A 21,211-nucleotide genomic window follows, 5' to 3' on the forward strand; every position below is an offset into this window, starting at 1 on the left:
CGCGCTGTGCTCCGACGCGACCTCGATAGGCTCGCCCGGTGCTGATCCTGCTCCCGCCCTCCGAGGGCAAGACCGCACCGGCCGACGGTCCCACGCTCGACCTCGACGCACTGTCGTTCCCGCAGTTGCACCGCGTGCGCGACCAGGTGTCCCGTGCGCTCGTGCGACTGGCCGGCACGCGCCGCGCGGCCGAGGTGCTCGGCCTCGGCCGGACGCAGGCCGACGCGATCGAGACCGACGCCCGCCTGTTCGAGGTGCCCTGCGCGCCCGCCGGGTCGGTCTACACCGGGGTGCTGTTCGGCGAGCTCGACCTCGCCTCTCTCGACGCCGACGCGACGGCGCGTGCGGACGCGTCCGTCGCCGTCGCGAGCGCGCTCTTCGGGCTCGTCCGCGTCGGCGACGCGATCCCGGCGTACCGGCTGTCGGGCACGGTCACGCTGCCGCGCCTCGGGCCGGTCGCGGGGCGCTGGCGGCCCGTGCTGCCCGACGTGCTCGACGAGGCCGCCGACGGCGGCCTCCTCGTGGACCTGCGATCAGGGGCGTACGTCAACCTGGGCAAGCCGTCCGCCGACCTGGCGCCGCGCACCGCGACCGTGCGCGTGCTGCACGAGCAGGACGGCCGCCGCACGGTCGTCAGCCACTTCAACAAGGCGACCAAGGGACGGCTGGTCCGCGCCCTGCTCGTCGAGGGGGCTCAGCCGACGACGGTCGACGAGCTCGTCGTCGCCTGGCGCGACCTCGGCTGGACGGTCGAGCAGGACGGCACGCGCCTCGACGTCGTCACCACCGGCGCGCACTGACCCGTCGGGGCTCTACCTGTCTGGGCCCGACCCGTCCGGACCGCAGGGCTACTCGGGGACGATCGAGAACCCGCGCAGCGACGGCGTGCCGTCGGGCCACCACGCGATCGTGGTGATGCTGGCGGGGGCCAGCTCCATCCGGTGGATGATCGACATCGGGCCGTCGAGCGCCAGGCGCGTCATGAGCTTGATGGGGGTGACGTGGCTGACCACGACGACGGTCTCCCCCGCGTGGTCGGCGAGGATCCGGTCGCGCGCCTCACGCACCCGCTCCTGGACCTCGTCGAAGGACTCGCCACCGGGCGGGGCGACCGACGTGGAGGCGAGCCAGGCCGACATCTCCTCGGGCCAACGCTCCATGATGTCGCCGAACCCGTGGCCGTCCCAGTCGCCGAAGGCTGCCTCCTCGACGCCGTCGTCGACCGCGACCTCCAGCCCGGTCTCGCGGGCGACGAAGCCGGCCGTCTCCTGCGTCCGCCGCAGCGGGGACGCGACGATGGCGTCGACGTCGTGGTGGCGCGCGATCCACGCCGCCGCGCGGGCGGCCTGGGACTCCCCCTCGGCGACGAGACCGGGGTCGGAGCCGCCGCGCCCGCAGAAGAGCTTGCGCTGGGTGTTGGCCGTGACCCCGTGCCGCAGGAGCACCAGCGTGGTCGGGCGTCCGTGCACGTCGCCGCGCCAGCCGAGCAGCGGGTTGGTGTCCTTGGCACCGCCGGCTGCCGGTGCGTCGACCGGGGCCGTCACGTCGTCGGCGGGTCGTGGGGCGCTGGTCTCCTGCCGGACGCCGGTGCCGACGACGGCGGGCTTGCCCGTGCGCGCCTGCGCGTCGAGCGCCTCGTTCGCGAGCGCGTCGGCGGCGGCGTTGCGCTCCCGCGGCACCCACGTCCAGTCCGTGACCGCTCCTGCGAGCTCTCGGGCCTGCGCCGCGAGCGGCTGCATCGAGAGGTGCTTGACCTTCCACCGGCCCGCCATCTGCTCGACGACCAGCTTGGAGTCCATGCGGACCTCGACGTCGGCACCCGGTGCGTGCTCGGCCGCGAGCTCGAGACCGGCGATGAGGCCGCGGTACTCGGCGACGTTGTTGGTGGCGGTGCCGATCGTCTCGCCCCGCGTGGCGATCACCTCGCCGGTGTCCGCGTCGCGCACGAGGGCTCCGTAGGAGGCGGGTCCCGGGTTGCCCCGTGACCCGCCGTCGGCCTCGACGACGACGCGGGTGGTGCTCACAGCCCCGACTCGGCCGTCCGGACGAGGATGCGGCTGCACTCGGGGCAGCGCAGGACGTCGTCCTCCGGGCGGGCTGCCAGCTCGCGGAGGTCGGCGCCGTTGAGCTCCAGGCGGCACCCCTCGCAGCGACGCGCCCGCAGCGCGGCGGCGCCGAGCCCGCCGTACTGGCCCCGCACCTTGTCGTAGAGCGCCAGGAGATCCTTCGGGACGGCCGGCGCGGTCGACTCGCGCTCGTGCTGCACCGAGACGATCTCGTCGTCGATGGCGGCGACGGCGGCGTCGCGCGCCGCGGTGACGTGCTCGAGCTCCGCGACCAGGGCGTCGTGGTCGGCCGTGACGGCACGCAGCTCCGCCTCGGCGATCTCGAGGTCCTCCATGACGGTGAGCTCCTCGTCCTCGAGCGTCCCGATGCGGCGCTCGAGCGCACCCAGCTCGTGCTGCAGGTTCTCGAGGTCCTTGGGGTTGGTGATCGCCCCGGAGGAGAGACGCTCCTCGTCGCGCGTGCGTCGCGCCTTGACCTGCTCGACCTCCGCCTCGGCCTTCGCCTGCACCCGGGCGAGGTCGCTGACCTTCGTCTCGACCTCGATCTGGCGCCCACGCAGCTGCGCGACCTCCTGCGTCAGCTCCTCGATGCGCGCGATCTCGGGCAGGGTGCCGCGTCGGTGCTGCAGACGGGCGAGCGCGGAGTCCTGGGTCTGCAGCTCCAGCAGGGTCTGCTGGGCGGACGGTTCGGCTTTCAGGGGGTCCTCCTGGGTGCGGGAGCCAGCGCGTGCGACCAGGGATCGGTCACGAGCGTGGACACGTGGACGTCAACCGTATCGCCCAGCCGGTCCTGCAGTGCGGACGCCGCCACCGGCAGCCACGTCCACTCCGCCGCCCAGTGCGGCACGTCGACGACGGCGCAGGCGCCCGGGCGCTCGAGGTGCTCGCTCACCGGGTGGTGCTTGAGGTCGGACGTGACGTAGACGTCGGCGCCGGCCGCGTCGGCCGTCGGGAGCAGGAAGTCGCCCGATCCGCCGCACAGCGCGACCGTGCGCACCGTCCGGTCGAGGTCGCCGGCCACCCGGGTGGCACTGCCGTGCGCGGGGAGGGTGCGGTGGACGTGCTCGACGAACTCCCCCAGCGTCGTGGGCTGCGCGAGCACGCCGATGCGTCCGCTGCCCCGCTCGCTCGGTCGCGCTGCCGTGGGCAGGAGGAGGTAGGACACCTCCTCGTAGGGGTGGGCTCCCAGCAGGGCGGAGCGGACGGACTCACGCACCGCGGCGGGCGCCACGAGCTCGAGGCGGGTCTCCTCGACGTGCTCGAGCGCCCCGACCTCGCCGATCGCCGGGCGGGCGCCGGCGAGCGGCCGGAACGAGCCCGTGCCGTCGGAGCGGAAGACGGCCGAGTCGTAGTTGCCGATGCTTCCGGCGCCCGCCTCGTGCATGGCGGTGGCCACCGCGTCGGCGTCGGCGCGCGGCACGTGCACGACCCACGCGTCGAGCCCTGGATCGCTGTCGACGTCGAGCGGGCGGACGTCGGTGAGCCCGAGGGCCAGGGCCATCGACTCCGAGACGCCGAGCGGCGGCGAGTCGGCGTTGGTGTGACAGGTGTGCAGGGCCACCCCGTGCGAGGCGAGGGTGTGCACGACCCGGCCCTTCGGCGTCGTGGCAGCGACCGACGTGACGCCCTTGAGGTACAGGGGGTGGTGCGTGAGGAGGAGGTCGGCCCCGCGGGCGACGGCCTCGTCGGCGACCGCCTGGACGGGGTCGACGGCGAGGAGGATGCGTGACACCTCGGCGTCAGGGTCGCCGACGACGGTGCCCACGGCGTCCCAGTCGTCGGCCCACCGCGGGTCGTAGAGCTCGTCGAGCACGCGGACGACGTCACGCAAGGTCGGCATGGCGGCCACCCTACGACCCGACCGCGGCCCTACTCGACCGAGCCGAGCGCGAACGGCAGCACCGCGTCGGCCCCGGCGAGGCGCAGCTCGCGCGACGCCACGGCCATCGTCCAGCGGCTGTCGACGAGGTCGTCGACGAGCAGGACCGGACCGGAGAGCCCGTCCAGCGCCTGCCGCAGGTCGTCGGGCACGACGAACCGCCCCCACACAGCCGCGAGCCGGAACGCGCTGTTGCCTCCCTGCGTGGCGGGGGGTGCGCCCGGCGCCAGCTGCAGGGGCGGCAGCAGCGGGAGTCGGCCCAGTCGCGCGAGCCCCTCGGCCACCGAGGCGACCAGCGTGGGTCGCGCGACCGAGGGCATCGCGACGACCGCCACCGGCCGCTCCGCCCAGGGCCAGTCGCGCAGCGCACGCGCACAGGCACCCAGCAGGGGCTCCGGCACGGCGACGTCGGGCGCGCCCGTGGCGAACAGCTCGCGCAACGTGCCGCCCCAACCGAGGTCGGTGAGTCGTGCGACCACCCGACCGGTCTCGGGCCGCTCCGCGGGCGGGATGCGCCCCGACACGTCGACCCCGAGCCGGCCGACGCCGGACGGCCACTGCGCCCGCGGGTCGACGGGCACGCCCACGCGGTCGAGGGACTGCGTGGCCCGCGCGACGGCCTCGCCGTCGGTGCTCGTCGGGTACCAGGGGCCTGCGCACACGTCGCAGCGGCCGCAGGGCGCGGCGGTCGGGTCGTCGAGCTGGCGCTGCAGCAGCTCCATCCGGCAGGTGCGACCGGCCTGGTACTCGAGCATCGCCTCCTGCTCGGCCTCGCGCGCCTGCGCGATGCGCTCGTACCGCTCCGCGTCGTAGACCCACGGCTCGCCCGTGCTGACCCAGCCGCCCTGTACGCGGCGCACGGCACCGTCGACGTCGAGCACCTTGAGCAGCAGCTCGAGCGGCGTGCGACGGATGTCGACCTGCGCCTCCAGCGCAGCGACCGACATCGGCGTGCTGCCCAGGGCCCCGAGCACCGCATCGACCTTGGCCTGCGTCGGCATCGACGCCGTCGCGAAGTAGCGCCAGATGTCGGCGTCCTCCGGCCCGGGCAGCAGCAGGACGTCGGCGGACTCCGTGGCGCGGCCCGCGCGGCCGACCTGCTGGTAGTACGCGACGGGCGAGGACGGCGCCCCGAGGTGCACGACGAAGCCCAGGTTGGGCTTGTCGAAGCCCATGCCGAGCGCGCTGGTGGCGACGAGGGCCTTCAGCTGGTCGTCCTTCAGCGCCTGCTCGAGCCGCACGCGCTCGTCGGGGTCGGTGCGTCCCGTGTAGGCCGCCACCTCGTGCCCCGCCTCGGTGAGCAGCCGCGCGAGGTCCTCGGCCGCCGAGACCGTGAGGGTGTAGACGATGCCGCTGCCCGGCAGCTCGGCGAGGTGCGAGACCAGCCAGCCGAGCCGCTCCTTGGAGCTGGGCAGCCGCAGAGAGCCCAGACGCAGGCTCGTGCGCGCCAGCGAGCCACGCAGCGTGAGGACGTCCGCGTCGCCCGGAACGCCGGGCCCGGAGGCACCCAGCTGCTCCTCGACGTCGGTGACGACCCGCTGGTTGGCGGTGGCGGTGGTGGCCAGCACCGGCACCCCGTCGGGCATCGAGTCGATGAGGTCGGCCAGGCGTCGGTAGTCGGGCCGGAAGTCGTGGCCCCAGTCGGAGATGCAGTGCGCCTCGTCGACGACGAGCAGGCCGATGCGGCGGCGCAGCTCGGGCAGCTGCTCGTCGCGGAACCGCGGGTTGGTGAGGCGCTCGGGCGACACCAGCAGCACGTCGACGTCGTCGGCGTCGAGCCGGGCCCGCACGTCGTCCCACTCGTGCGCGTTGGCCGAGCTGATCGAGACGGCCCGCACCCCGGCGCGCGCGGCGGCGGCCACCTGGTCGCGCATGAGGGCGATGAGCGGGGACACCAGGAGTGTGGGGCCGGTGCCCCGCGCGCGCAGCAGCGAGGTCGCGACGAAGTAGACCGCCGACTTTCCCCAGCCGGTGCGCTGGACGACGAGCGCGCGCCGGTGGTCGTCGACCAGGGCCGTGATCGCCTCGAGCTGCCCGTCGTGGAACTGGGCGTCGGGTCGGCCGGTGAGGCGACGCAGGGCGTCGAGCGCGTCGGTGGCGGTGGCGGTGGAGGTGGTCACCCGGTCATCGTGTCAGGCGCTGCCGACACCGGCTCCTTGCCGCGTCGCGCCCTGTGGACGACAGTGGTCGCATGCGTCGCGCCCTCGCCGTCGGCATCCTCGTCCTGCTCCTCGGCTGCTCGGGTGCGCCCACCACCGCGACCGCTCCCGACCTGCGGTGCGCCCAGGACCAGACGACGGACGCGGCGAAGGACGTCGTGGAGAAGGTCGGTGGTCTGCGCACCGACGACGTCGTCGTGCGCCTCGCTCGCAGCACGCCCGCCGGGATCGTCGCGCTGGTCGACGGTGACGTCGAGCGGGCATACCGTCTCCTGCACGACCGCTACGGCGTGGCCGTCGTTGCCCAGGCCGAGGGCGACGGCGTCGCGGACGGTCTGGCGCAGATCGAGCGCCTCGTCCGCTCGTCCTGCCCGCAGCGCTGAGACGACCCGGCGGACGTCGGCCTCGGGTGGGCGAAGAGGGACTCGAACCCCCGACCGCTCGGGTGTAAGCCGAGTGCTCTGACCAGCTGAGCTATTCGCCCCGGGTGCATCCGACGAGTGCGTCGGACGCCTGGGAACCCTACCGCACGCGAGCGCGACGACCTGGTCCCCGACAGACAGAGGCTGCGGCCGCCGGGGTCTCGGGTCCCGGGCGGCCGCAGCACCCCCATCATGGCGCAGCACGGGTGTCGCGCGCAGCCGTTTGGGCGGGAAACTCGGGCGAATTCAGCCGTCGTCGCGCAGGTGCGCCTCCAGCCGCTCGACCTTGGCCGTCAGCTGGCCCGTGAACCCCGGACGGATGTCCGCCTTCAGCACGAGCGAGACCCGCGACGAGACCGCCGCGACGGCGTCGACGGCAGCCTTCACCACCGCCATCACCTCGTCCCACTCCCCCTCGACCGTGGTGAACATCGACGTTGTCTCGCACGGCAGGCCCGACGCACGGACGACCCGCACGGCCTCGGCGACTGCGGCCGCCACCGACCCCGACTCGTCGGCGCTGACCGGGCTGACGCTGAACGCGGCGAGCATCAGAGCTCGGCGAGCGCGGCGCGGTAGGCGTCGAAGTCGCGCGCCTGACCGATGGGGTGCTCCACCTTCCAGCGCAGGACGCCCTCGGCGTCGACGAGGTAGGTGCCGCGCTCGGGCGCGCCCGCACCCTCGTTGAAGATGCCGTAGGCGCGGCTGACCTCGCCGTGCGGCCAGAAGTCGCTCAGCACGGGGAACGTGAGGCCCTCCGCGTCGGCGAAGGCGCGGTTGGAGAAGAAGTGGTCGCAGGAGATCGCGAGCACCTCGACGTCGCTGTCGGCGAAGGCGCCGATGTTGTCGCGGATCTCGCAGAGCTCACCGGTGCAGATGCCGCTGAAGGCGAACGGGAAGAACACGAGCGCCACGGGACGTCCGCGGAAGGAAGACAGGGTGACGTCCTCGCCATGCTGGCTCTTGAGCGTGAAGTCGGGGGCCGCCTGGCCTACGTCGATCGTCATGGCCCCAGCCTAGGACGCGACGAGCCCCGGGCGCCGCTGCATCGGCCGCGGGGAACGGCGGAGCTCAGCGCTTGTGGGTGGAGAGCTTGGTGGCGGCCCACTCGGCCGACGCCGAGGAGGTCGTGGTCGTCGACAGGCCCGCGACGGGAGCCGCCTCGGCGATGTCGGCGCCGGTCACGTAGCCCGGTCGGCCGACCTTGGGCGTGAGGACCCAGATCGACCCACCCTCGGCGAGGTCGGAGAGCGCGTCGAACAACGCGTCGACGAGGTCGCCGTCGTCGTCGCGCCACCAGAGGATGACGCCGTCGACCACCTCGTCGGACTCACCGTCGACGAGTGCGTGGCCCACGATCTCCTCGATCGCGGAGCGGAGCTCGTTGTCGACGTCCTCGTCCCAGCCCAGCTCCTGGATGACGGTGTCGGGGCTGAAGCCCAGCCTCGCGGCGTCCAACGGTTCTCCTCAGTTCGTCCGGTGGTGTGGTCCCACTCTGGCACGCCTGGAGGGGCGGTGCCGCCCGGGACCGGGTCGGGTGCGGCGGTGGTCGAGAACCTACTGCAAAGTAGGGGATTTTCCTACTGATCGGTAGATGTTCACAACGTCCGCCGGTGTCACCCTAGCGAATCCGGCGTGGAAAGATGGAGAGGTCCACAAGACGTCCCAGGAGTCGCACATGCCCACCGGCCAGTCCCCCACCGAGCGCCCCGCTGTCATCCACGAGGGGCTGCCGACGCAGCTGCCCGACATCGATCCCGACGAGACGTCCGAGTGGCTCGCCTCACTGGACCAGATGGTCGACGAGCGAGGCCGCTCCCGCGCCCGCTACGTCATGCTCAAGCTCCTCGAGCGGGCCCGCGAGCAGAACGTCGGCGTGCCGGCGCTGCGCAGCACCGACTTCATCAACACGATCCCGCCCGAGCACGAGCCGTGGTTCCCCGGCAACGAGGCGATCGAGCGACGCATCCGCTCCTACATCCGCTGGAACGCGGCCGTCATGGTCTCGCGCGCGAACCGGCCCGGCCTCGGCGTGGGCGGCCACATCGCCAGCTACCAGTCGGCGGCCAGCCTCTACGAGGTCGGCTTCAACCACTTCTTCCGCGGCAAGGACCACCCCGGCGGCGGCGACCACATCTACTTCCAGGGCCACGCAGCGCCCGGCATCTACGCCCGCTCCTACCTCGAGGGCCGCCTGAGCGAGCAGCAGCTCGACCGCTTCCGCCAGGAGCACTCCCACGGCCCGGGCCAGGGACTGTCGTCCTACCCGCACCCGCGTCTCATGCCCGACTACTGGGAGTTCCCGACGGTCTCCATGGGTCTCGGCGGCATCAACTCCATCTACCAGGCGCGGTTCAACCGCTACCTGCACGACCGCGGCATCAAGGACACCAGCCAGCAGCACGTGTGGACGTTCCTCGGCGACGGCGAGATGGGCGAGCCGGAGTCGCTCGGCGCCATCGGCCTCGCCGCGCGCGAGGAGCTCGACAACCTCACGTTCGTCATCAACTGCAACCTGCAGCAGCTCGACGGCCCGGTGCGCGGCAACGGCAAGATCATCCAGGAGCTGGAGTCGTACTTCCGCGGCGCCGGCTGGAACGTGATCAAGGTCGTGTGGGGCCGAGAGTGGGACGACCTCCTCGCCCGCGACGTCGACGGCGTGCTCGTCAACCAGATGAACCGCACGCCCGACGGTGAGTTCCAGACGCTGTCGGTGGAGTCCGGCGCGTACAACCGCGAGAACTTCTTCGGCCCCGACCCGCGCCTGCGCGCCATGGTCGAGCACCTGAGCGACGAGGACATCGAGCGCCTGCCGCGCGGCGGCCACGACTACCGCAAGGTCTACGCCGCGTTCGACGCCGCCCAGAAGCACACTGGCCAGCCGACCGTGATCCTGGCGCACACCATCAAGGGCTGGCTGCTCGAGTCCTTCCAGGGCCGCAACGCCACGCACCAGATGAAGAAGCTGACGAAGGACGACCTCAAGGGCTTCCGCGACCGGCTCAACATCCCGGTCAGCGATGCGCAGATCGAGGGCGACGACCTCGCGCCGTTCTACCACCCGGGCGAGGACAGCGAGGAGATCCAGTACATGCGCGCCCGCCGCGACGCGCTGGGCGGCGGACTCCCGTCGCGTCGGGTCGATCCCGCGTCGGTCAAGCTCCCGGAGCCCGACACCTACTCGGCGCTCTCCAAGGGCTCGGGCAAGCAGCAGATCGCGACGACGATGGCCTTCGTGCGCCTCCTGCGCGACCTCATGAAGGACCCCGAGATCGGCCGCCGCATCGTCCCCATCGCGCCCGATGAGTACCGCACGTTCGGCATGGACTCGATGTTCCCGTCGGCGAAGATCTACAACCCGGCCGGCCAGACGTACGAGTCGGTCGACCGCAAGCTGCTCCTGGCCTACAAGGAGTCCGAGAAGGGCCAGCTGCTGCACGAGGGCATCAGCGAGGCCGGCGCGATGGCGTCGGCGATCGCGGCCGGCAGCGCCTACTCCACGCACGGCGAGCCGATGATCCCCGTCTACCTCTTCTACTCGATGTTCGGCTTCCAGCGGACCGCCGACTCGATCTGGGCGATGGCCGACCAGCTCGCGCGCGGGTTCCTCATCGGTGCCACCGCGGGTCGCACCACGCTGACCGGTGAGGGCCTCCAGCACGCCGACGGCCACTCCCCCCTCATCGCGCAGACCAACCCGGCGGTCGTGCACTACGACCCCGCGTACGGCTACGAGATCGCGCACATCGTCAAGGACGGCATGCGTCGCATGTACGGCACGTCCGACGACCGTCCGCACGGCGAGGACGTCCTCTACTACCTGACGGTCTACAACGAGCCGATCAACCAGCCGGCCGAGCCGGAGGACCTCGACGTCGACGCGCTGCTCAAGGGCGCCTACCTGTACCGCCGCGGCGAGCGCGGCCGGCACACGGCCCGGATCATGGCCTCGGGCGTCGCGCTGCCGTGGGCGCTGAAGGCGCAGGAGATGCTCGCCGAGCAGTACGACGTGAAGGCCGACGTCTGGTCCGTCACGTCGTGGAACGAGCTCGCGCGCGACGCGGTCGCCGCCGAGAAGTGGAACCTCAACAACCCGGGCGAGTACCAGCGGGTCCCGTGGATCACGACGCAGCTCATGGACCACGCGAACGTCACGCTCGCGGTGAGCGACTACATGCGGGCCGTCCCCGACCAGATCGCCCGCTGGGTCCCCGGACCGTGGCAGTCGCTGGGCGCCGACGGCTTCGGCTTCGCCGACACGCGCGCCGCCGCACGTCGCGTGTTCCAGATCGACGCGGAGTCGATCGTCGTCTCGGTGCTGCAGAGCCTCGCGCAGCAGGAGCTCGTCGAGCAGTCGGTCGTGCGCGACGCCTTCACGTCGCTGCGCATCGACGACCCGACCGCCACCCGCGGTGTCGCCCAGGAGGGCGGCGACGCCTGACGAACCGCCCTGGGGCGCCGACCGCGACGGTCGGCGTCTCAGGGAACTCCTAGCCGATGCACCCTAGGATGTTGCCCATGCGTCGTTGGCCGTACACCTTTGCCGTCGCGCTGTCCGTGGCGGTCACGGGCGCCGCGGTGTTCTCCTCCCTCTACCTCGATCTGCCCATGAAGGACCCCGAGGGGTTCCTCGGACCGGCGTACGTGCGCCTCCCGCTGCTGGCGCTGCTGTTCTTCGCCGCCGGCATCGTGCCCGCCGCCGTGCGTCGTCGCGGCTGGAAGCAGATCGGCGAGGGCGCGCGCGAGGTGGTGCGGGAGGAGTGGTCGCTCAAGCGGGTCGGCTACATCGCGACCGGACTGATCACCTTCTACGCGAGCTACGTCAGCTACCGCAACCTCAAGAGCTACCTGCCGACGTACCGCGAGGGCGTGCTGTTCGACCGCCAGCTCCTCGAGCTCGACCACTGGCTCATGTTCGGCCACAACCCGGCCACGGTCCTGCACAACCTGCTCGGCACCGACGTGATGGCGCACGTGCTGTCGTTCGCGTACATCGCCTACCTGCCGCTCATCCCCATCACGCTGGGCGCCTTCCTGGTGCTCAACCGCGACTTCTCGATCGGCGCCTGGTACGCCACGGCGCTGTGCCTCAACTGGATCCTCGGCGTCCTCAGCTACTACGCGCTCCCGACCCTCGGCCCGGCGTTCGCGCAGCCGTCGATGTACTGGGACCTCGCCACGACTGACGTCACCGAGCTGCAACGCTCGTTGTTCCGCAACAGGGTCGACGTGCTCACCGACCCGTGGGCGAGCGAGAAGATCCACGGCGTCGCGGGCTTCGCCTCGCTGCACGTCTCCGTGACGTTCACCGCGGCGCTGTTCATGCAGCGCACCGGCCAGAAGCTCGCGATCCGCGCGATCACCTGGGCGTTCTTCGTGGTCACCGTGCTGGCCACCATCTACTTCGGCTGGCACTACCTGGCCGACGACATCGCCGGCATCGTCATCGGCTGGGCGTCGGTGTCGCTGGGCGCCTGGGCGTCGGGGAACCGAGGGCGGCGCAAGCGACGAGGTCTGGCGCCGGTCGACGAGCAGCCGGTTCAGCCGGCCACGGTCACCGCGCCTGGTCCCGGCGGCGGCTCCGGGTCCATCACGGGCTGACCCTGGCGCAGCATCGCGCGCCAGGTGCTCCGGTGGTAGGTGGCCGGGTCGGTCGCGGCCACGAAGTCGTGCAGGATCTGCGCGAACTGCCCCGGGTGGTCGCGGTGCGGGAAGTGACCCGCGTCGGGCAGCACGTGCACGTGCGACCACGCCTGGCTGCGCGATGTCGGCGTGCGAGGCGGGGATGACGAGATCGTCGGCGCCCCAGACGACGAGCACGGGGATGATCCGGGCCAGGTAGGTCCGGTCGATCATCGTGACGAACTGGCCGCGCCAGTCGAGCACGTGGCTCGTGACGCGTTGCACCGCGTGGCGGGCCCGCGGGTCGGCGAAGGACTCGTAGATCGCGGCTACCTCGCCGAGGTCGCGCAGCTGACGGACGCCCGTGCGCGAGAGTCCGCGCATGCTGGCGGCAACCGCCCGGCGCCACGGGCGCAGGGTCGCGAGGCCGAGCGCCGTGCCACTGCCGGGCAGGGTCAGGAAGCGGATGAGCGGCGTGACCTCCTTGCCGAGGCCACCCGACGACACCAGCGCGATCCGCTCGGTGCGATCGGGGTACTGGTAGGCGAACTGCATCGCCACCCCACCGCCGAAGCTGTGGCCCACGACCGTCACCTTGTTGATGCCGAGGATCGTCAGCAGGTCGCGCATGCCGTTGGCGTAGCCGCCGAGCGAGTAGTCGGCGTCGGGCTTGTCGGACTCGCCGTGGCCGAGCAGGTCGGGCGCGATCACCGTGTAGTGCTCCGCGAGCGCGTCCATGACGGGCTCCCAGGTGCTGGACTCACAACCCAGGCCGTGCAGTAGGAGCAGGGCCGGCCCCTTGCCCTTGCGTCGGTAGGCGCGACGGTAGCCGTGCACCACCACGAACTGCAGGTCGTCGCCGCTGGTCATCGACCCATCGTAGGAGGTGGCGGGTTCGGCCGCGCCGGAACCGAGCACGTCGAGTGGCTCGTTAGACTGGCGCCGTGCCCACCCCAGCCGAGGTCCGCGCACAGCTGACCGACATCCTCGTGACCGTCGTCGAGTGCACCCCCGACGAGGTGCGCGACGACGCCCGCCTCGAGGACCTCGGCGTCGACTCGCTCGCCGCCGTCGAGGTCGCCGACGAGCTGGGTCGTCGCTTCGGCGTCCACCTCGAGGACGCCACGGTCGACACGCTCGTGACCGTCGACGACGCCGTCCGTGCCGTCGTCGAGCACCGACCTGCCGGCCGCCGTGGTCGCCGTGGTCCTGCCGTGGCGGTGACCCTCGGCGCCGAGGGTCGCGAGCGGGCACCGGGCGAGCGCAGCCTCGCGGGCCGCGCCGACGCGCTCTGGCGGCTCGCCATGTGGTTCGTCGTGGCCGGTCTCGTGATCGGCGGAGGCCTCGGCTTCGCCGGCGCCACCGTGGTGCGCGCGACGGGTCTGGGCGGTGTCGAGCTGCCGCCGATCTCCGGCCCGACCGCCCCTGCGACGCCGTCGAGCAGCCCGTCGGCGAGCCCGTCGCCGACGCCGTCCGCGACGCAGGAGCCGGAGGAGAAGCCGACGTTCTCGGTCGAGAGCGACCGCATCGCCGCCGGCCAGCGGTTCACGATCTCCGGACGGTTCCCCTCCCTCGGCGAGGGCCAGCTGCTGCAGGTGCAGTCCCGCGACCCGGGCGCCGACTGGGAGGACTTCCCCGTCTCGCTGCAGACCCGCGAGGGCGGCCGGTTCCAGACCCAGATCTACACGTCACGTCCCGGCGAGCGGGAGTTCCGCGTGTTCCACGAGGACAGCAACACCGCGTCGCCGTCCGCGAAGGTCACGATCGGCTGAGCGAGCGCGCCGGGTCAGACGACCTGGTGCAGCCAGCGGACCGGGGCGCCCTCACCGGCGTGCCGGAACGGCTCGAGCTCGGCGTCCCACGCCACCCCGAGCAGACCGTCGAGCGCCTCGTCCATGGTGATCTCACCCAGCGCCGCCTTGACCCGGAACGCCTTGATGCGGTCCTCGGGGATGAGGACGTCGCCGTGCAGGCCGGTCATCGCGTGGAAGATGCCGAGGGTCGGGGTGAAGGAGAACCGTGCCCCCTCGCTCGCGGCGGTCGGCTCCTCGGTGACCTCGAAGCGGAGCCGGTCCCAGCCACGCATCGCCGACGCGAGGGCCGCAGCGGACCCTGCCGGGGCTTGCCACGACAGCTCGGCCCGGTACGTGCCGGCCTCCGCGGGCTGGGACTGCCAGTCGAGGTCGACGCTGTCGCCGAGGACGCCCGCGGCCGCCCACTCGACGTGCGGGCACAGCGCGGACGGCGCGGAGTGGACATACAGGACTCCACGGGTGGGGATGCTCATCGTGCCTCCTAGCTCGAGATCCGCCTTCCCCAGCGACCTCACGGAGCCACGCGTCATCAGTCCGCGTTGCGCCCATGGTAGCCACAGCAGCCTCCTCGGCACCACCCCCGCGTCGGCGCGACACTCCCGAGCGGTCGGTCGCGACCGTCGGCGGCGCATGTGACGATGAGGTCATGACCTCCGTCGTGCAGGACAACCCGAGCGCCTCCCGCTTCGAGATCACCGTCGACAACGAGCTCGCCGGCTGGGTCGACTACCGCGCCGACGGCGACGTGTACGCCCTGCCCCACACCCGCGTGCTCCCCGCGTTCGAGGGTCGCGGCATCGGCTCGGAGCTCATCGTCGGCACCCTGCGCGAGCTGGCCGAGCGCGACGCGCAGGTGCTGCCGTTCTGCCCGTTCGTGCCCAAGGTGATCCGCGACCACCCCGAGTTCCTCGACCTCGTGCCGGCCGACCAGCGGGGCATGTTCGGCCTCTGAGCGCGACGTCGCGGCCGGCTCAGCCGACCACGTGCACGTCGATGCCCCGCGAGCACCACAGGTCGGCGATGTCCTCCGCGTCCTCCCACGCCTCGACCACCCGGTAGCCGTCCTTCTCGAGCTGGTCGAGCATCTCCGCCTTCACGACGTGGTCGGGGCGGTAGTCGCCCACGATGCGCATGACGAGCTGGTCGTAGGGCACGTCGTGCTCCTGCAGCCAGTCCAGCGTCAGGTCGCGCCACACGAACTCCCGCGACGTCACCACCAGCACCGCACGCCCCTGCTCGTGCGCCGCACGCACCGCCTCGACCACCTCCGGCCGCGGCGGGCAGTCGCGCGACGCCGAGTGGAAGGCCGCGAAGTCGCGCTCGTCCCCCGTCACGTGGTGCAGGATCGACGACACGTCGACCAACGTCCCGTCCAGGTCGGCGATCACGGCGTCGGTCATGGGCCCAGTCTGCCCGCTCGCTAGGCTGTGCACCCCTGGGGCGGTAGCTCAGCCGGTCAGAGCAGAGGACTCATAATCCTTGGGTCGTGGGTTCGAGCCCCACCCGCCCCACCACAGGTCACGACGCAGCACGTCCCTCGCGAGGCTTGTCATCCTTTGCTCGACACCTGAAACACTGCCCGCTTCCCCGGCCCGCGTGGGCAAGCCCACGAACCGCTAAGAGCGTCATCATCGGGATTTCGCCATCTTCCCGTACGCGGCGGACCAAGCCGACGATGCACCCAAGGGAAGATGGACCGGGGTGGCTTCGAGTGCGATGCGAGAGAACTTTGAGCTATCGAGACCTGTTCGTCGGCGTCGTGACGATCAGAACGTGGACATCAACATGCACTGCATCCCAACGAGGGAATCCACGTTTGTCTCCGACAACTGCACATCTCGAAGGATTCGACCGCACCGAAAGAAGGAAATGTCAGACGGCGCAGGCAGCCTTTCCCGTATGTCACCGAACAAGGTTGCGGCAGTGATGGCTCTTGCCGCGACCCTGGTCCAGATCTACTGGCGGGTGAGCATGTACTGGCACAACGACGCGAGGTTAGCGCGCCATTTCTCAACCGTTCGCGATCTCATGCAAGAAGTCCGCTGGCGTCAGCCGATCCGTCGCATCCGCCGACGCCGAGAGATCATGAGTCTTCTTGCAGATTATCCCGACGAGATCTTCAACTATCGTCGCGTGTACTGGGAAGTCGTGGCGTGGGCTCTGCTCCTTCTTGCATCGGCCTACGCGGCATTCGGAACGTTGTCGCAGCGATGAGCGGGTCGCTCCGCAAAGTGTTGCAGCGACGGCGACGGACTTTCGCAGGGCTTCAGTCGCAATCGAACCCGAACCGCACGCACCGGTGGGTGGTGGTCGACATAAATGCGCTGCCGCGAGAACAGGCCTATCGACCGGACACCGAAAAATGGGCCGCGCGTGTCAACTGGCGGCGAGTCAATCGAGTGGTCACCCAGTTGTTCGAGGCAGAACGATTGGATGACTACGAGGCAGTGGACCGCGCGAGTCGATGGATGCTCCGGCGCAATCGTCTGGCGGTCGACAGTCTCGTCTCGTGGCCCATCGACGCGGATAGCGTGCAGATCACGAACGGGATCCACCGGATCGCTGCGATGCGCATGCAGGGCGTTCAATTCACGATCGGCGCCGACTTCGCCCGCTAGCTGAACAGCGTCGTTGATCTCCGCGGGGTCGATCGCCGAAGTTCGACAACCCAGTCCGACCGTGGCCCGAGTTGCGTTCATTCAAGAGAGGGCCAGGTCACTGCAATCGGTCGTGGTTCGACGACCGCAGATCGTTGAGTGCCTTCAAGTTTCGCTCAGGTTGCAGATACTTCATGACCACGGACGGGCGGGAGGGGTCGACGCTCACTGCTGTACACGGGGGTCGCGATCCGATCGACACCTGGCACGGGCCCCGCGATACTCACCATCCTTCAGTTGAACTCGCTCCGCCCACCACGAACATGACACTGCACTGCACCCGACGAGCGGGCGCGCGGCGCGCCCTCACGACGCTCTCAGCCGGGCAGGGCATGCTCGGCCCGACAGGTCGGGGACGAGGCAGCGAGGTGGCGATGACCGTCGTCGAGGAGGGCGCCCCGTCGCGCCGACGTGTCGGACCCGTGGAGCGGCTGCGCCGGTTCGGCCGACCGCCCCGCATCGTCGGCATCGACGTCGCTCGTGGGCTGGCCGTGCTCGGGATGGTCGGCGCCCACCTGGGCGACACCCACGACGACATCACCTGGTCCGATCCGTCCACCTGGGACGGCATCGTCAACGGGCGCTCCTCGCTACTCTTCGCGATGCTGGCCGGCGTCTCCATCAGCCTCATCTGCAAGGGCCGCGCCCGCCCCGGGGACACCCGCCTGCAGATGATGCTCGTCCGCCGCGGTCTGCTGATCCTCGTCATCGGCCTCGCCATCGAGCTCCTGAACACCGGCGTCGGCGTCATCCTGCCGCTCTACGGGCTGCTGTTCGTGGCGTCGACCCTCGTCCTGCACTGGAGCACGCGACGGCTCTGGACGGTGGCGGTGCTGCTCGCGGTGGTCGCGCCGTTCGCGGTCGCGCTGGCGCACGCGCTCAGCCTCGCCGCGTCGGGCCCCGGCCTCAACCTCACCCTGTTCGGCCTCTACCCCGTCACCGCGTGGCTCGCCGTGCTCTTGGCCGGCATGGCCGTCGGCCGTCTGCAGCTCACCCGCGCACGCGTGGCGGCGGGGCTCCTGCTCGGGGGCGTCCTGGTCGCCACGCTCGGGTACGGCGCGGGCCACCTCATCGGCTCGGACCGGGACGACCTCGTCGCCTACCTCGGCTGGGACGCACCGGACTACTACGACGACCTCGGGAACCCCACCAACGAGCCCGGCTACCTCACCCGGCTCGAGCAGTCCGACGAGATCCAGCACGTGTGGAGCACCGCGATGCAGTACAAGCCGCACACGGCCGGTGCGCCCGAGATCGTCGGATCCGGTGGGCTCGCGGTCGCCGTCATCGGACTCTGCCTGCTCCTCGCCCGACGACTGCGTGCCGTGCTGCTCCCCCTCGCGGCCTTGGGCTCCATGCCGCTGACGGCCTACACCGGACACCTGCTCCTGCTCACCGCGCTGGCCGGAGGTCCCTTCGGCGGGTACGTCGGCGTCAGCAACACCGTCTGGGCACGCACCAGCGTCGGCCTGCTCGTGCTGGCGACGCTCTGGGTCGCGTTCGTCGGTCGGGGGCCGCTCGAACGCCTCGTGGCACGCGTCAGCCGCCCCCGCGCCGAGGGCTGAGCGACCTCAGCCCTCGGGGTGCTGCTTGAGCCAGGCCACGAGCGCGTTGGCGTGGCCGTGGCCGAGCCCGTGCTCGTTCTTCAGGTACGCCACCTTCTCCATGTGCGCGACGTCGCCGAGCCCGCGCAGGAGGTCGAGCCAGTGCTCGATGCTCTCGCCGTAGCGCTTCTCGATCGACGGGAAGTACGACGCGGGTCCCTGCGTCGGCCACTGCTGCTCAGCCATGGCCCGACCCTAGCCGCGCCCCGTAGCCTGACGCCATGACCGACGAGGCGCCCGTCCCGCTCACTCCGCTCGACGAGGACTGGGAGCGGGCGCTCGTCGTCGTCGCCCACCCCGACGACGTGGAGTTCGGCGCCGCTGCCGCCGTCGCCCGCTGGACCGAGCAGGGCAAGACCGTCGTGTACTGCATGGTCACGAGCGGGGAGGCCGGCATCGACGCGCTCACGCCTCAGGAGTGCCGGACGGTGCGCGAGGCCGAGCAGGTCGAGTCCGCGCGCATCGTCGGCGTCGACGAGGTCGAGTTCCTCGGCTTCCCCGACGGCGTCGTCGAGCAGACCGTGGCCCTGCGGGCCGCGATCGCCCAGCAGGTCCGACAGCACCGGCCCGATGTCGTCGTCACCGTGAACCACCACGACACGTGGGGTGGCAGCGCACCGAACCAGGCCGACCACGTCGCCGTCGGCCGCTCCACCATCCACGCCGTGCAGGACGCCGGCAACCGGTGGATCCACCGCGAGCAGCTGCTCGACGGGCTCGAGCCCTGGGGCGGTGTCCGGCAGGTGTGGGTGTCCGGCTCCCCCGCCGCGACGCACGGTGTCGACACCTCCGCCACCTTCGACCGCGGGGTCGCGTCGCTGGAGGCCCACCGCGCCTACATCGACGGGCTCGGATGGGAGCACTTCGACGCCGCCGAGTTCCTCGAGGGGATGTCGCGGCCCCTCGGGACCCGCATGGGCGTCACCCACGCGGCCGCGTTCGAGGTCGTGTCGATGACGTGGGGCGACTGACGTGCCCGACCAGCCCGACACGACCGTCGACGTCCAGCACGTGCCCGCCTTCCTCGTGCGGGAGCGTCCGGCTCTGCGCGCCGAGCGGCACGAGGTCCTCGACCCCACTGGTGCGACCCTGGCCTTCGCCGAACGTCGTCGTTCGTGGGGACCGGGAGCGACCACCATGTTCCACACCGACGAGGCACGCACGCGCGAGACGTTCCGAAGCGAGGTCCGTGGCCGCCCGAGCCTCGGGGCACGTCACGTGGTCGTTGCTGCCGACGGTCGCCCGCTCGGGTCCTTCCGCAAGCAGGCCGCCCGCAGCCTCGTCCGCACCACGTTCGTGCTCGAGGCCGAGGGACTGGCGGGCACGGCGCAGGAGCGCAGCGGGTTCCTCGCGCTCGAGCGGCGGCTCAGCAGCGATACGCCGACCCGCCGGATCGCGGTCGACGTCATCGACGACGTCACCGGACAGCCGCTGCTCTCGGTCGCCCGCGCACCCGGCGAGCGCTCGACGTACGCCGTGGACGTGCCCGACCCCCGTGTCGACGTGCGCCTGGCCGCAGCCTTCGTCGTGGGACTGCTCGGCATGATCGACCACTGAACGGCCCCCGAGCCCCTAGGCTCTCGGCGTGACCACCGTGCAGCACGTCCCGTCGTTCACCGTCAACCAGAAGCTGGCGATGACCACCAACCGCTACGAGGTCGTCGGCCCCGACGGCGCCCTCCTCGCCGTCGCGCAGCAGAAGCGCCTCGCGCTCAAGGAGAAGGTGACCTTCTACACCGACGAGTCCCGGCGGCAGGAGGCGTTCACGTTCGGCGCCCGCAACGTGATGGAGCTGCGCGGCGCCTACGACGTCGTCGCATCCGACGGCACGCCCCTCGGCACCTTCCGCAAGCAGTTCGGCGCGTCGCTGATGCGCACGACCTTCACGCTCGAGGGCGACGGCTTCGTCGGCACGGGCCAGGAGCGCAGCCAGCTCGTCGCGGTGCTGCGCCGCTTCACCGACCTGCCCTTCCTCAAGATGCACTTCGACGTCGTCGACGACGCGACCGGTCAGCCGCTGCTCTCGGTCGAGCGCGCGACGTCGGTGCGCGACCGCTACGAGGTCTCCGTGCCCGACCCCCGGGTGGACGTCCGCCTCGCTGCCGCTTTCGCCGTGGGCATGGACGCGCTCCTCGGCCGCTGAACGCACGAAGGCGGCACTGACGCGAGAAGGGGACCGACGCTGCTGCGTCGGTCCCCTTCTCGTCGCCCTGGCGGGCACCGTGCTCCCCCGATTGGACTCGAACCAATAACCCTTCGATTAACAGTCGAATGCTCTGCCAATTGAGCTACGGGGGAATGTCTCCCACTCGGGGAGCACGATCGGTAACTCTACCAACCCCCTCGCGCAGTCTCGACAGGGCCCGGTCACCGACTCGACGCACCGTCGAGACGGGGAGGTCGAGGCCGCCCGCGACGTCGACCCACGGGGTCGGACAGGTGCCCTCCGGCGTCCTGCTGAACCGGGCGGCTAGCACCGCTCGCTCGCGCGGCGGCAGGCTGGCCAGGTGCCCGGCGACGACGCACCCGGTGCCGTCGTCGTGGGGCTCACGCGGTTCGGGGACGACGTCGTGGGGCACCTCCGGGCGCGCCTCGCGGTGGGCGTGCAGGGCCCGGGTGATCCACGGCCACGCGTAGGTAGCGAGCCGGGCGCCATGGTCGGGGTCGAAGCGCGCCACGGCCGACATCAGGGCCAGCACGGCCACCTGCAGGGCGTCGTCGATGTCGTCGCCCCGGAAGCCCAGCGCCCACACCCGCAGGGCCGCCAGGCGCAACGACCGGCGCAGCAGCACCGCCCGCGCGTCGTCGTCACCCCCACGCGCGAGGACGGCCAACCGGTGCTCCTCCTCCGCGGTGAGTGTCGGCTCCCCCAGCAGACGGCGCACCATGTCCATGGCTCCACCCTCGGCGCCAGGCCGCACCGGCTCCAGCACGACCCCGCCGCCTGTGGACGCGCGCCCGCCGGACCCGCCCGTGCGGGCGGGCCTG

24 protein-coding genes, 3 tRNA genes and 1 pseudogene are annotated in these 21,211 nt (G+C 71.5%); 13 read left to right on the forward strand and 15 right to left on the reverse strand.

Going from position 1 to position 21,211, the window contains the following annotated elements; all coding sequences use genetic code 11:
* Window positions 1-38 precede the first annotated feature (38 nt).
* Window positions 39-800: a YaaA family protein gene (locus Aeryth_RS11120; protein ID WP_067858546.1), complete on the forward strand. Its 762-nt coding sequence runs from the start codon at window positions 39-41 to the stop codon at window positions 798-800.
* A 48-nt stretch (window positions 801-848) separates the two neighbouring features.
* Here the strand turns inward: Aeryth_RS11120 and Aeryth_RS11125 are convergent, their stop codons facing one another.
* The 4 genes from Aeryth_RS11125 to Aeryth_RS11140 are packed head-to-tail and all read right to left on the reverse strand — an operon-like array spanning window position 849 to window position 6,065.
* A complete protein-coding gene (locus tag Aeryth_RS11125) occupies window positions 849-2,024 on the reverse strand; it encodes a bifunctional RNase H/acid phosphatase (RefSeq protein ID WP_067858548.1) in 1,176 nt (391 codons plus the stop codon).
* Window positions 2,021-2,803: a zinc ribbon domain-containing protein gene (locus Aeryth_RS11130; protein WP_470207147.1), complete on the reverse strand. Its 783-nt coding sequence runs from the start codon at window positions 2,801-2,803 to the stop codon at window positions 2,021-2,023. Before Aeryth_RS11130 ends, Aeryth_RS11125 begins: the two co-directional genes overlap by 4 nt.
* Window positions 2,761-3,906: a Nif3-like dinuclear metal center hexameric protein gene (locus Aeryth_RS11135; RefSeq protein ID WP_067861662.1), complete on the reverse strand. Its 1,146-nt coding sequence runs from the start codon at window positions 3,904-3,906 to the stop codon at window positions 2,761-2,763. The genes Aeryth_RS11130 and Aeryth_RS11135 overlap by 43 nt, the downstream gene beginning before the upstream one ends.
* A 29-nt stretch (window positions 3,907-3,935) precedes the next feature.
* Window positions 3,936-6,065 (reverse strand): RecQ family ATP-dependent DNA helicase, encoded by a 2,130-nt coding sequence (locus Aeryth_RS11140; RefSeq protein WP_067858554.1) that lies wholly within the window; start codon window positions 6,063-6,065, stop codon window positions 3,936-3,938.
* A gap of 71 nt (window positions 6,066-6,136) precedes the next feature.
* On the opposite strand from Aeryth_RS11140, the gene Aeryth_RS11145 reads away from it, so the two are divergent.
* A complete protein-coding gene (locus Aeryth_RS11145; protein WP_067858557.1) occupies window positions 6,137-6,487 on the forward strand; it encodes a hypothetical protein in 351 nt (116 codons plus the stop codon).
* A 27-nt stretch (window positions 6,488-6,514) separates the two neighbouring features.
* Here Aeryth_RS11145 and Aeryth_RS11150 read toward each other — a convergent pair.
* From Aeryth_RS11150 to Aeryth_RS11165, 4 genes are all read right to left on the reverse strand, one after another.
* Window positions 6,515-6,588: transfer RNA gene (locus Aeryth_RS11150), tRNA-Val, on the reverse strand.
* 184 nt (window positions 6,589-6,772) lie between these two features.
* Window positions 6,773-7,078, reverse strand: coding sequence for a thiamine-binding protein (locus tag Aeryth_RS11155; protein WP_067858560.1), 306 nt, complete (start codon window positions 7,076-7,078; stop codon window positions 6,773-6,775).
* Window positions 7,078-7,533 carry a peroxiredoxin gene (locus Aeryth_RS11160; RefSeq protein WP_067858563.1) on the reverse strand — a complete coding sequence of 152 codons (456 nt, stop codon included), beginning with the start codon at window positions 7,531-7,533 and terminating at the stop codon, window positions 7,078-7,080. The genes Aeryth_RS11155 and Aeryth_RS11160 overlap by 1 nt, the downstream gene beginning before the upstream one ends.
* A gap of 64 nt (window positions 7,534-7,597) precedes the next feature.
* Window positions 7,598-7,984 carry a DUF3052 domain-containing protein gene (locus Aeryth_RS11165; RefSeq protein WP_067858566.1) on the reverse strand — a complete coding sequence of 129 codons (387 nt, stop codon included), beginning with the start codon at window positions 7,982-7,984 and terminating at the stop codon, window positions 7,598-7,600.
* Window positions 7,985-8,204: 220 nt separating this feature from the next.
* On the opposite strand from Aeryth_RS11165, the gene aceE reads away from it, so the two are divergent.
* Both aceE and Aeryth_RS11175 read left to right on the forward strand, forming a co-directional pair.
* On the forward strand, window positions 8,205-10,967 hold the full coding sequence (aceE, locus tag Aeryth_RS11170; protein WP_067858569.1) for a pyruvate dehydrogenase (acetyl-transferring), homodimeric type: 2,763 nt from the start codon (window positions 8,205-8,207) through the stop codon (window positions 10,965-10,967).
* A gap of 77 nt (window positions 10,968-11,044) precedes the next feature.
* Entirely contained in the window at window positions 11,045-12,127 is a 1,083-nt protein-coding gene (locus Aeryth_RS11175) for a phosphatase PAP2 family protein (protein ID WP_067858572.1), read from the forward strand.
* Here Aeryth_RS11175 and Aeryth_RS18320 read toward each other — a convergent pair.
* Together Aeryth_RS18320 and Aeryth_RS18325 are read right to left on the reverse strand one after the other, a co-directional pair.
* Window positions 12,067-12,267, reverse strand: a complete 201-nt coding sequence (locus Aeryth_RS18320; protein WP_236749726.1) for an alpha/beta fold hydrolase — start codon at window positions 12,265-12,267, stop codon at window positions 12,067-12,069. The two genes, Aeryth_RS11175 and Aeryth_RS18320, sit on opposite strands and share 61 nt — an antisense overlap.
* Before the next feature lie 73 nt (window positions 12,268-12,340).
* Window positions 12,341-13,018: pseudogene (locus tag Aeryth_RS18325) on the reverse strand (alpha/beta fold hydrolase); the annotation flags it as partial.
* A 74-nt stretch (window positions 13,019-13,092) separates the two neighbouring features.
* Here Aeryth_RS18325 and Aeryth_RS11185 point away from each other — a divergent pair.
* A complete protein-coding gene (locus Aeryth_RS11185) occupies window positions 13,093-13,920 on the forward strand; it encodes an acyl carrier protein (RefSeq protein ID WP_067858575.1) in 828 nt (275 codons plus the stop codon).
* A 14-nt stretch (window positions 13,921-13,934) separates the two neighbouring features.
* On the opposite strand, the gene Aeryth_RS11190 is transcribed toward Aeryth_RS11185, so the two are convergent.
* Entirely contained in the window at window positions 13,935-14,435 is a 501-nt protein-coding gene (locus Aeryth_RS11190) for a DUF3145 domain-containing protein (protein ID WP_144433756.1), read from the reverse strand.
* A gap of 173 nt (window positions 14,436-14,608) precedes the next feature.
* Here Aeryth_RS11190 and Aeryth_RS11195 point away from each other — a divergent pair, with 173 nt between their 5' ends.
* Window positions 14,609-14,914, forward strand: coding sequence for a GNAT family N-acetyltransferase (locus Aeryth_RS11195; RefSeq protein ID WP_067858580.1), 306 nt, complete (start codon window positions 14,609-14,611; stop codon window positions 14,912-14,914).
* A gap of 19 nt (window positions 14,915-14,933) precedes the next feature.
* Here Aeryth_RS11195 and Aeryth_RS11200 read toward each other — a convergent pair whose 3' ends face one another.
* Window positions 14,934-15,362, reverse strand: a complete 429-nt coding sequence (locus Aeryth_RS11200) for a phosphatase domain-containing protein (RefSeq protein ID WP_067858583.1) — start codon at window positions 15,360-15,362, stop codon at window positions 14,934-14,936.
* A gap of 37 nt (window positions 15,363-15,399) precedes the next feature.
* On the opposite strand from Aeryth_RS11200, the gene Aeryth_RS11205 reads away from it, so the two are divergent.
* From Aeryth_RS11205 to Aeryth_RS11220, 4 genes are all read left to right on the forward strand, one after another.
* Window positions 15,400-15,476, forward strand: a tRNA-Ile gene (locus Aeryth_RS11205).
* 259 nt (window positions 15,477-15,735) lie between these two features.
* Window positions 15,736-16,176, forward strand: a complete 441-nt coding sequence (locus Aeryth_RS11210) for a hypothetical protein (RefSeq protein WP_144433757.1) — start codon at window positions 15,736-15,738, stop codon at window positions 16,174-16,176.
* A complete protein-coding gene (locus tag Aeryth_RS17685) occupies window positions 16,173-16,580 on the forward strand; it encodes a hypothetical protein (RefSeq protein ID WP_144433758.1) in 408 nt (135 codons plus the stop codon). Before Aeryth_RS11210 ends, Aeryth_RS17685 begins: the two co-directional genes overlap by 4 nt.
* 413 nt (window positions 16,581-16,993) lie before the next feature.
* Window positions 16,994-18,184 (forward strand): heparan-alpha-glucosaminide N-acetyltransferase domain-containing protein, encoded by a 1,191-nt coding sequence (locus Aeryth_RS11220; RefSeq protein ID WP_083516619.1) that lies wholly within the window; start codon window positions 16,994-16,996, stop codon window positions 18,182-18,184.
* A 6-nt stretch (window positions 18,185-18,190) separates the two neighbouring features.
* On the opposite strand, the gene Aeryth_RS11225 is transcribed toward Aeryth_RS11220, so the two are convergent.
* Window positions 18,191-18,409 (reverse strand): DUF4287 domain-containing protein, encoded by a 219-nt coding sequence (locus Aeryth_RS11225; protein WP_067858595.1) that lies wholly within the window; start codon window positions 18,407-18,409, stop codon window positions 18,191-18,193.
* 35 nt (window positions 18,410-18,444) lie between these two features.
* On the opposite strand from Aeryth_RS11225, the gene Aeryth_RS11230 reads away from it, so the two are divergent.
* From Aeryth_RS11230 to Aeryth_RS11240, 3 genes are read left to right on the forward strand one after another with little or no spacing between them, the layout of a single operon-like run.
* A complete protein-coding gene (locus Aeryth_RS11230) occupies window positions 18,445-19,194 on the forward strand; it encodes a PIG-L deacetylase family protein (RefSeq protein WP_067858598.1) in 750 nt (249 codons plus the stop codon).
* Window position 19,195: 1 nt separating this feature from the next.
* Window positions 19,196-19,780, forward strand: coding sequence for a hypothetical protein (locus Aeryth_RS11235; protein WP_067858600.1), 585 nt, complete (start codon window positions 19,196-19,198; stop codon window positions 19,778-19,780).
* A gap of 28 nt (window positions 19,781-19,808) precedes the next feature.
* The gene (locus Aeryth_RS11240) at window positions 19,809-20,366 is read left to right on the forward strand and encodes an LURP-one-related family protein (protein ID WP_236749727.1); all 558 of its coding nucleotides are present in this window, start codon (window positions 19,809-19,811) and stop codon (window positions 20,364-20,366) included.
* A gap of 82 nt (window positions 20,367-20,448) precedes the next feature.
* Here the strand turns inward: Aeryth_RS11240 and Aeryth_RS11245 are convergent.
* Both Aeryth_RS11245 and Aeryth_RS11250 read right to left on the reverse strand, forming a co-directional pair.
* Window positions 20,449-20,521 (reverse strand) — tRNA-Asn (locus Aeryth_RS11245).
* Window positions 20,512-21,117: a sigma factor gene (locus tag Aeryth_RS11250; protein ID WP_067858603.1), complete on the reverse strand. Its 606-nt coding sequence runs from the start codon at window positions 21,115-21,117 to the stop codon at window positions 20,512-20,514. Before Aeryth_RS11250 ends, Aeryth_RS11245 begins: the two co-directional genes overlap by 10 nt.
* Window positions 21,118-21,211: the final 94 nt, after the last annotated feature.

The organism is Aeromicrobium erythreum, assembly GCF_001509405.1.
Classification (GTDB): domain Bacteria; phylum Actinomycetota; class Actinomycetes; order Propionibacteriales; family Nocardioidaceae; genus Aeromicrobium; species Aeromicrobium erythreum.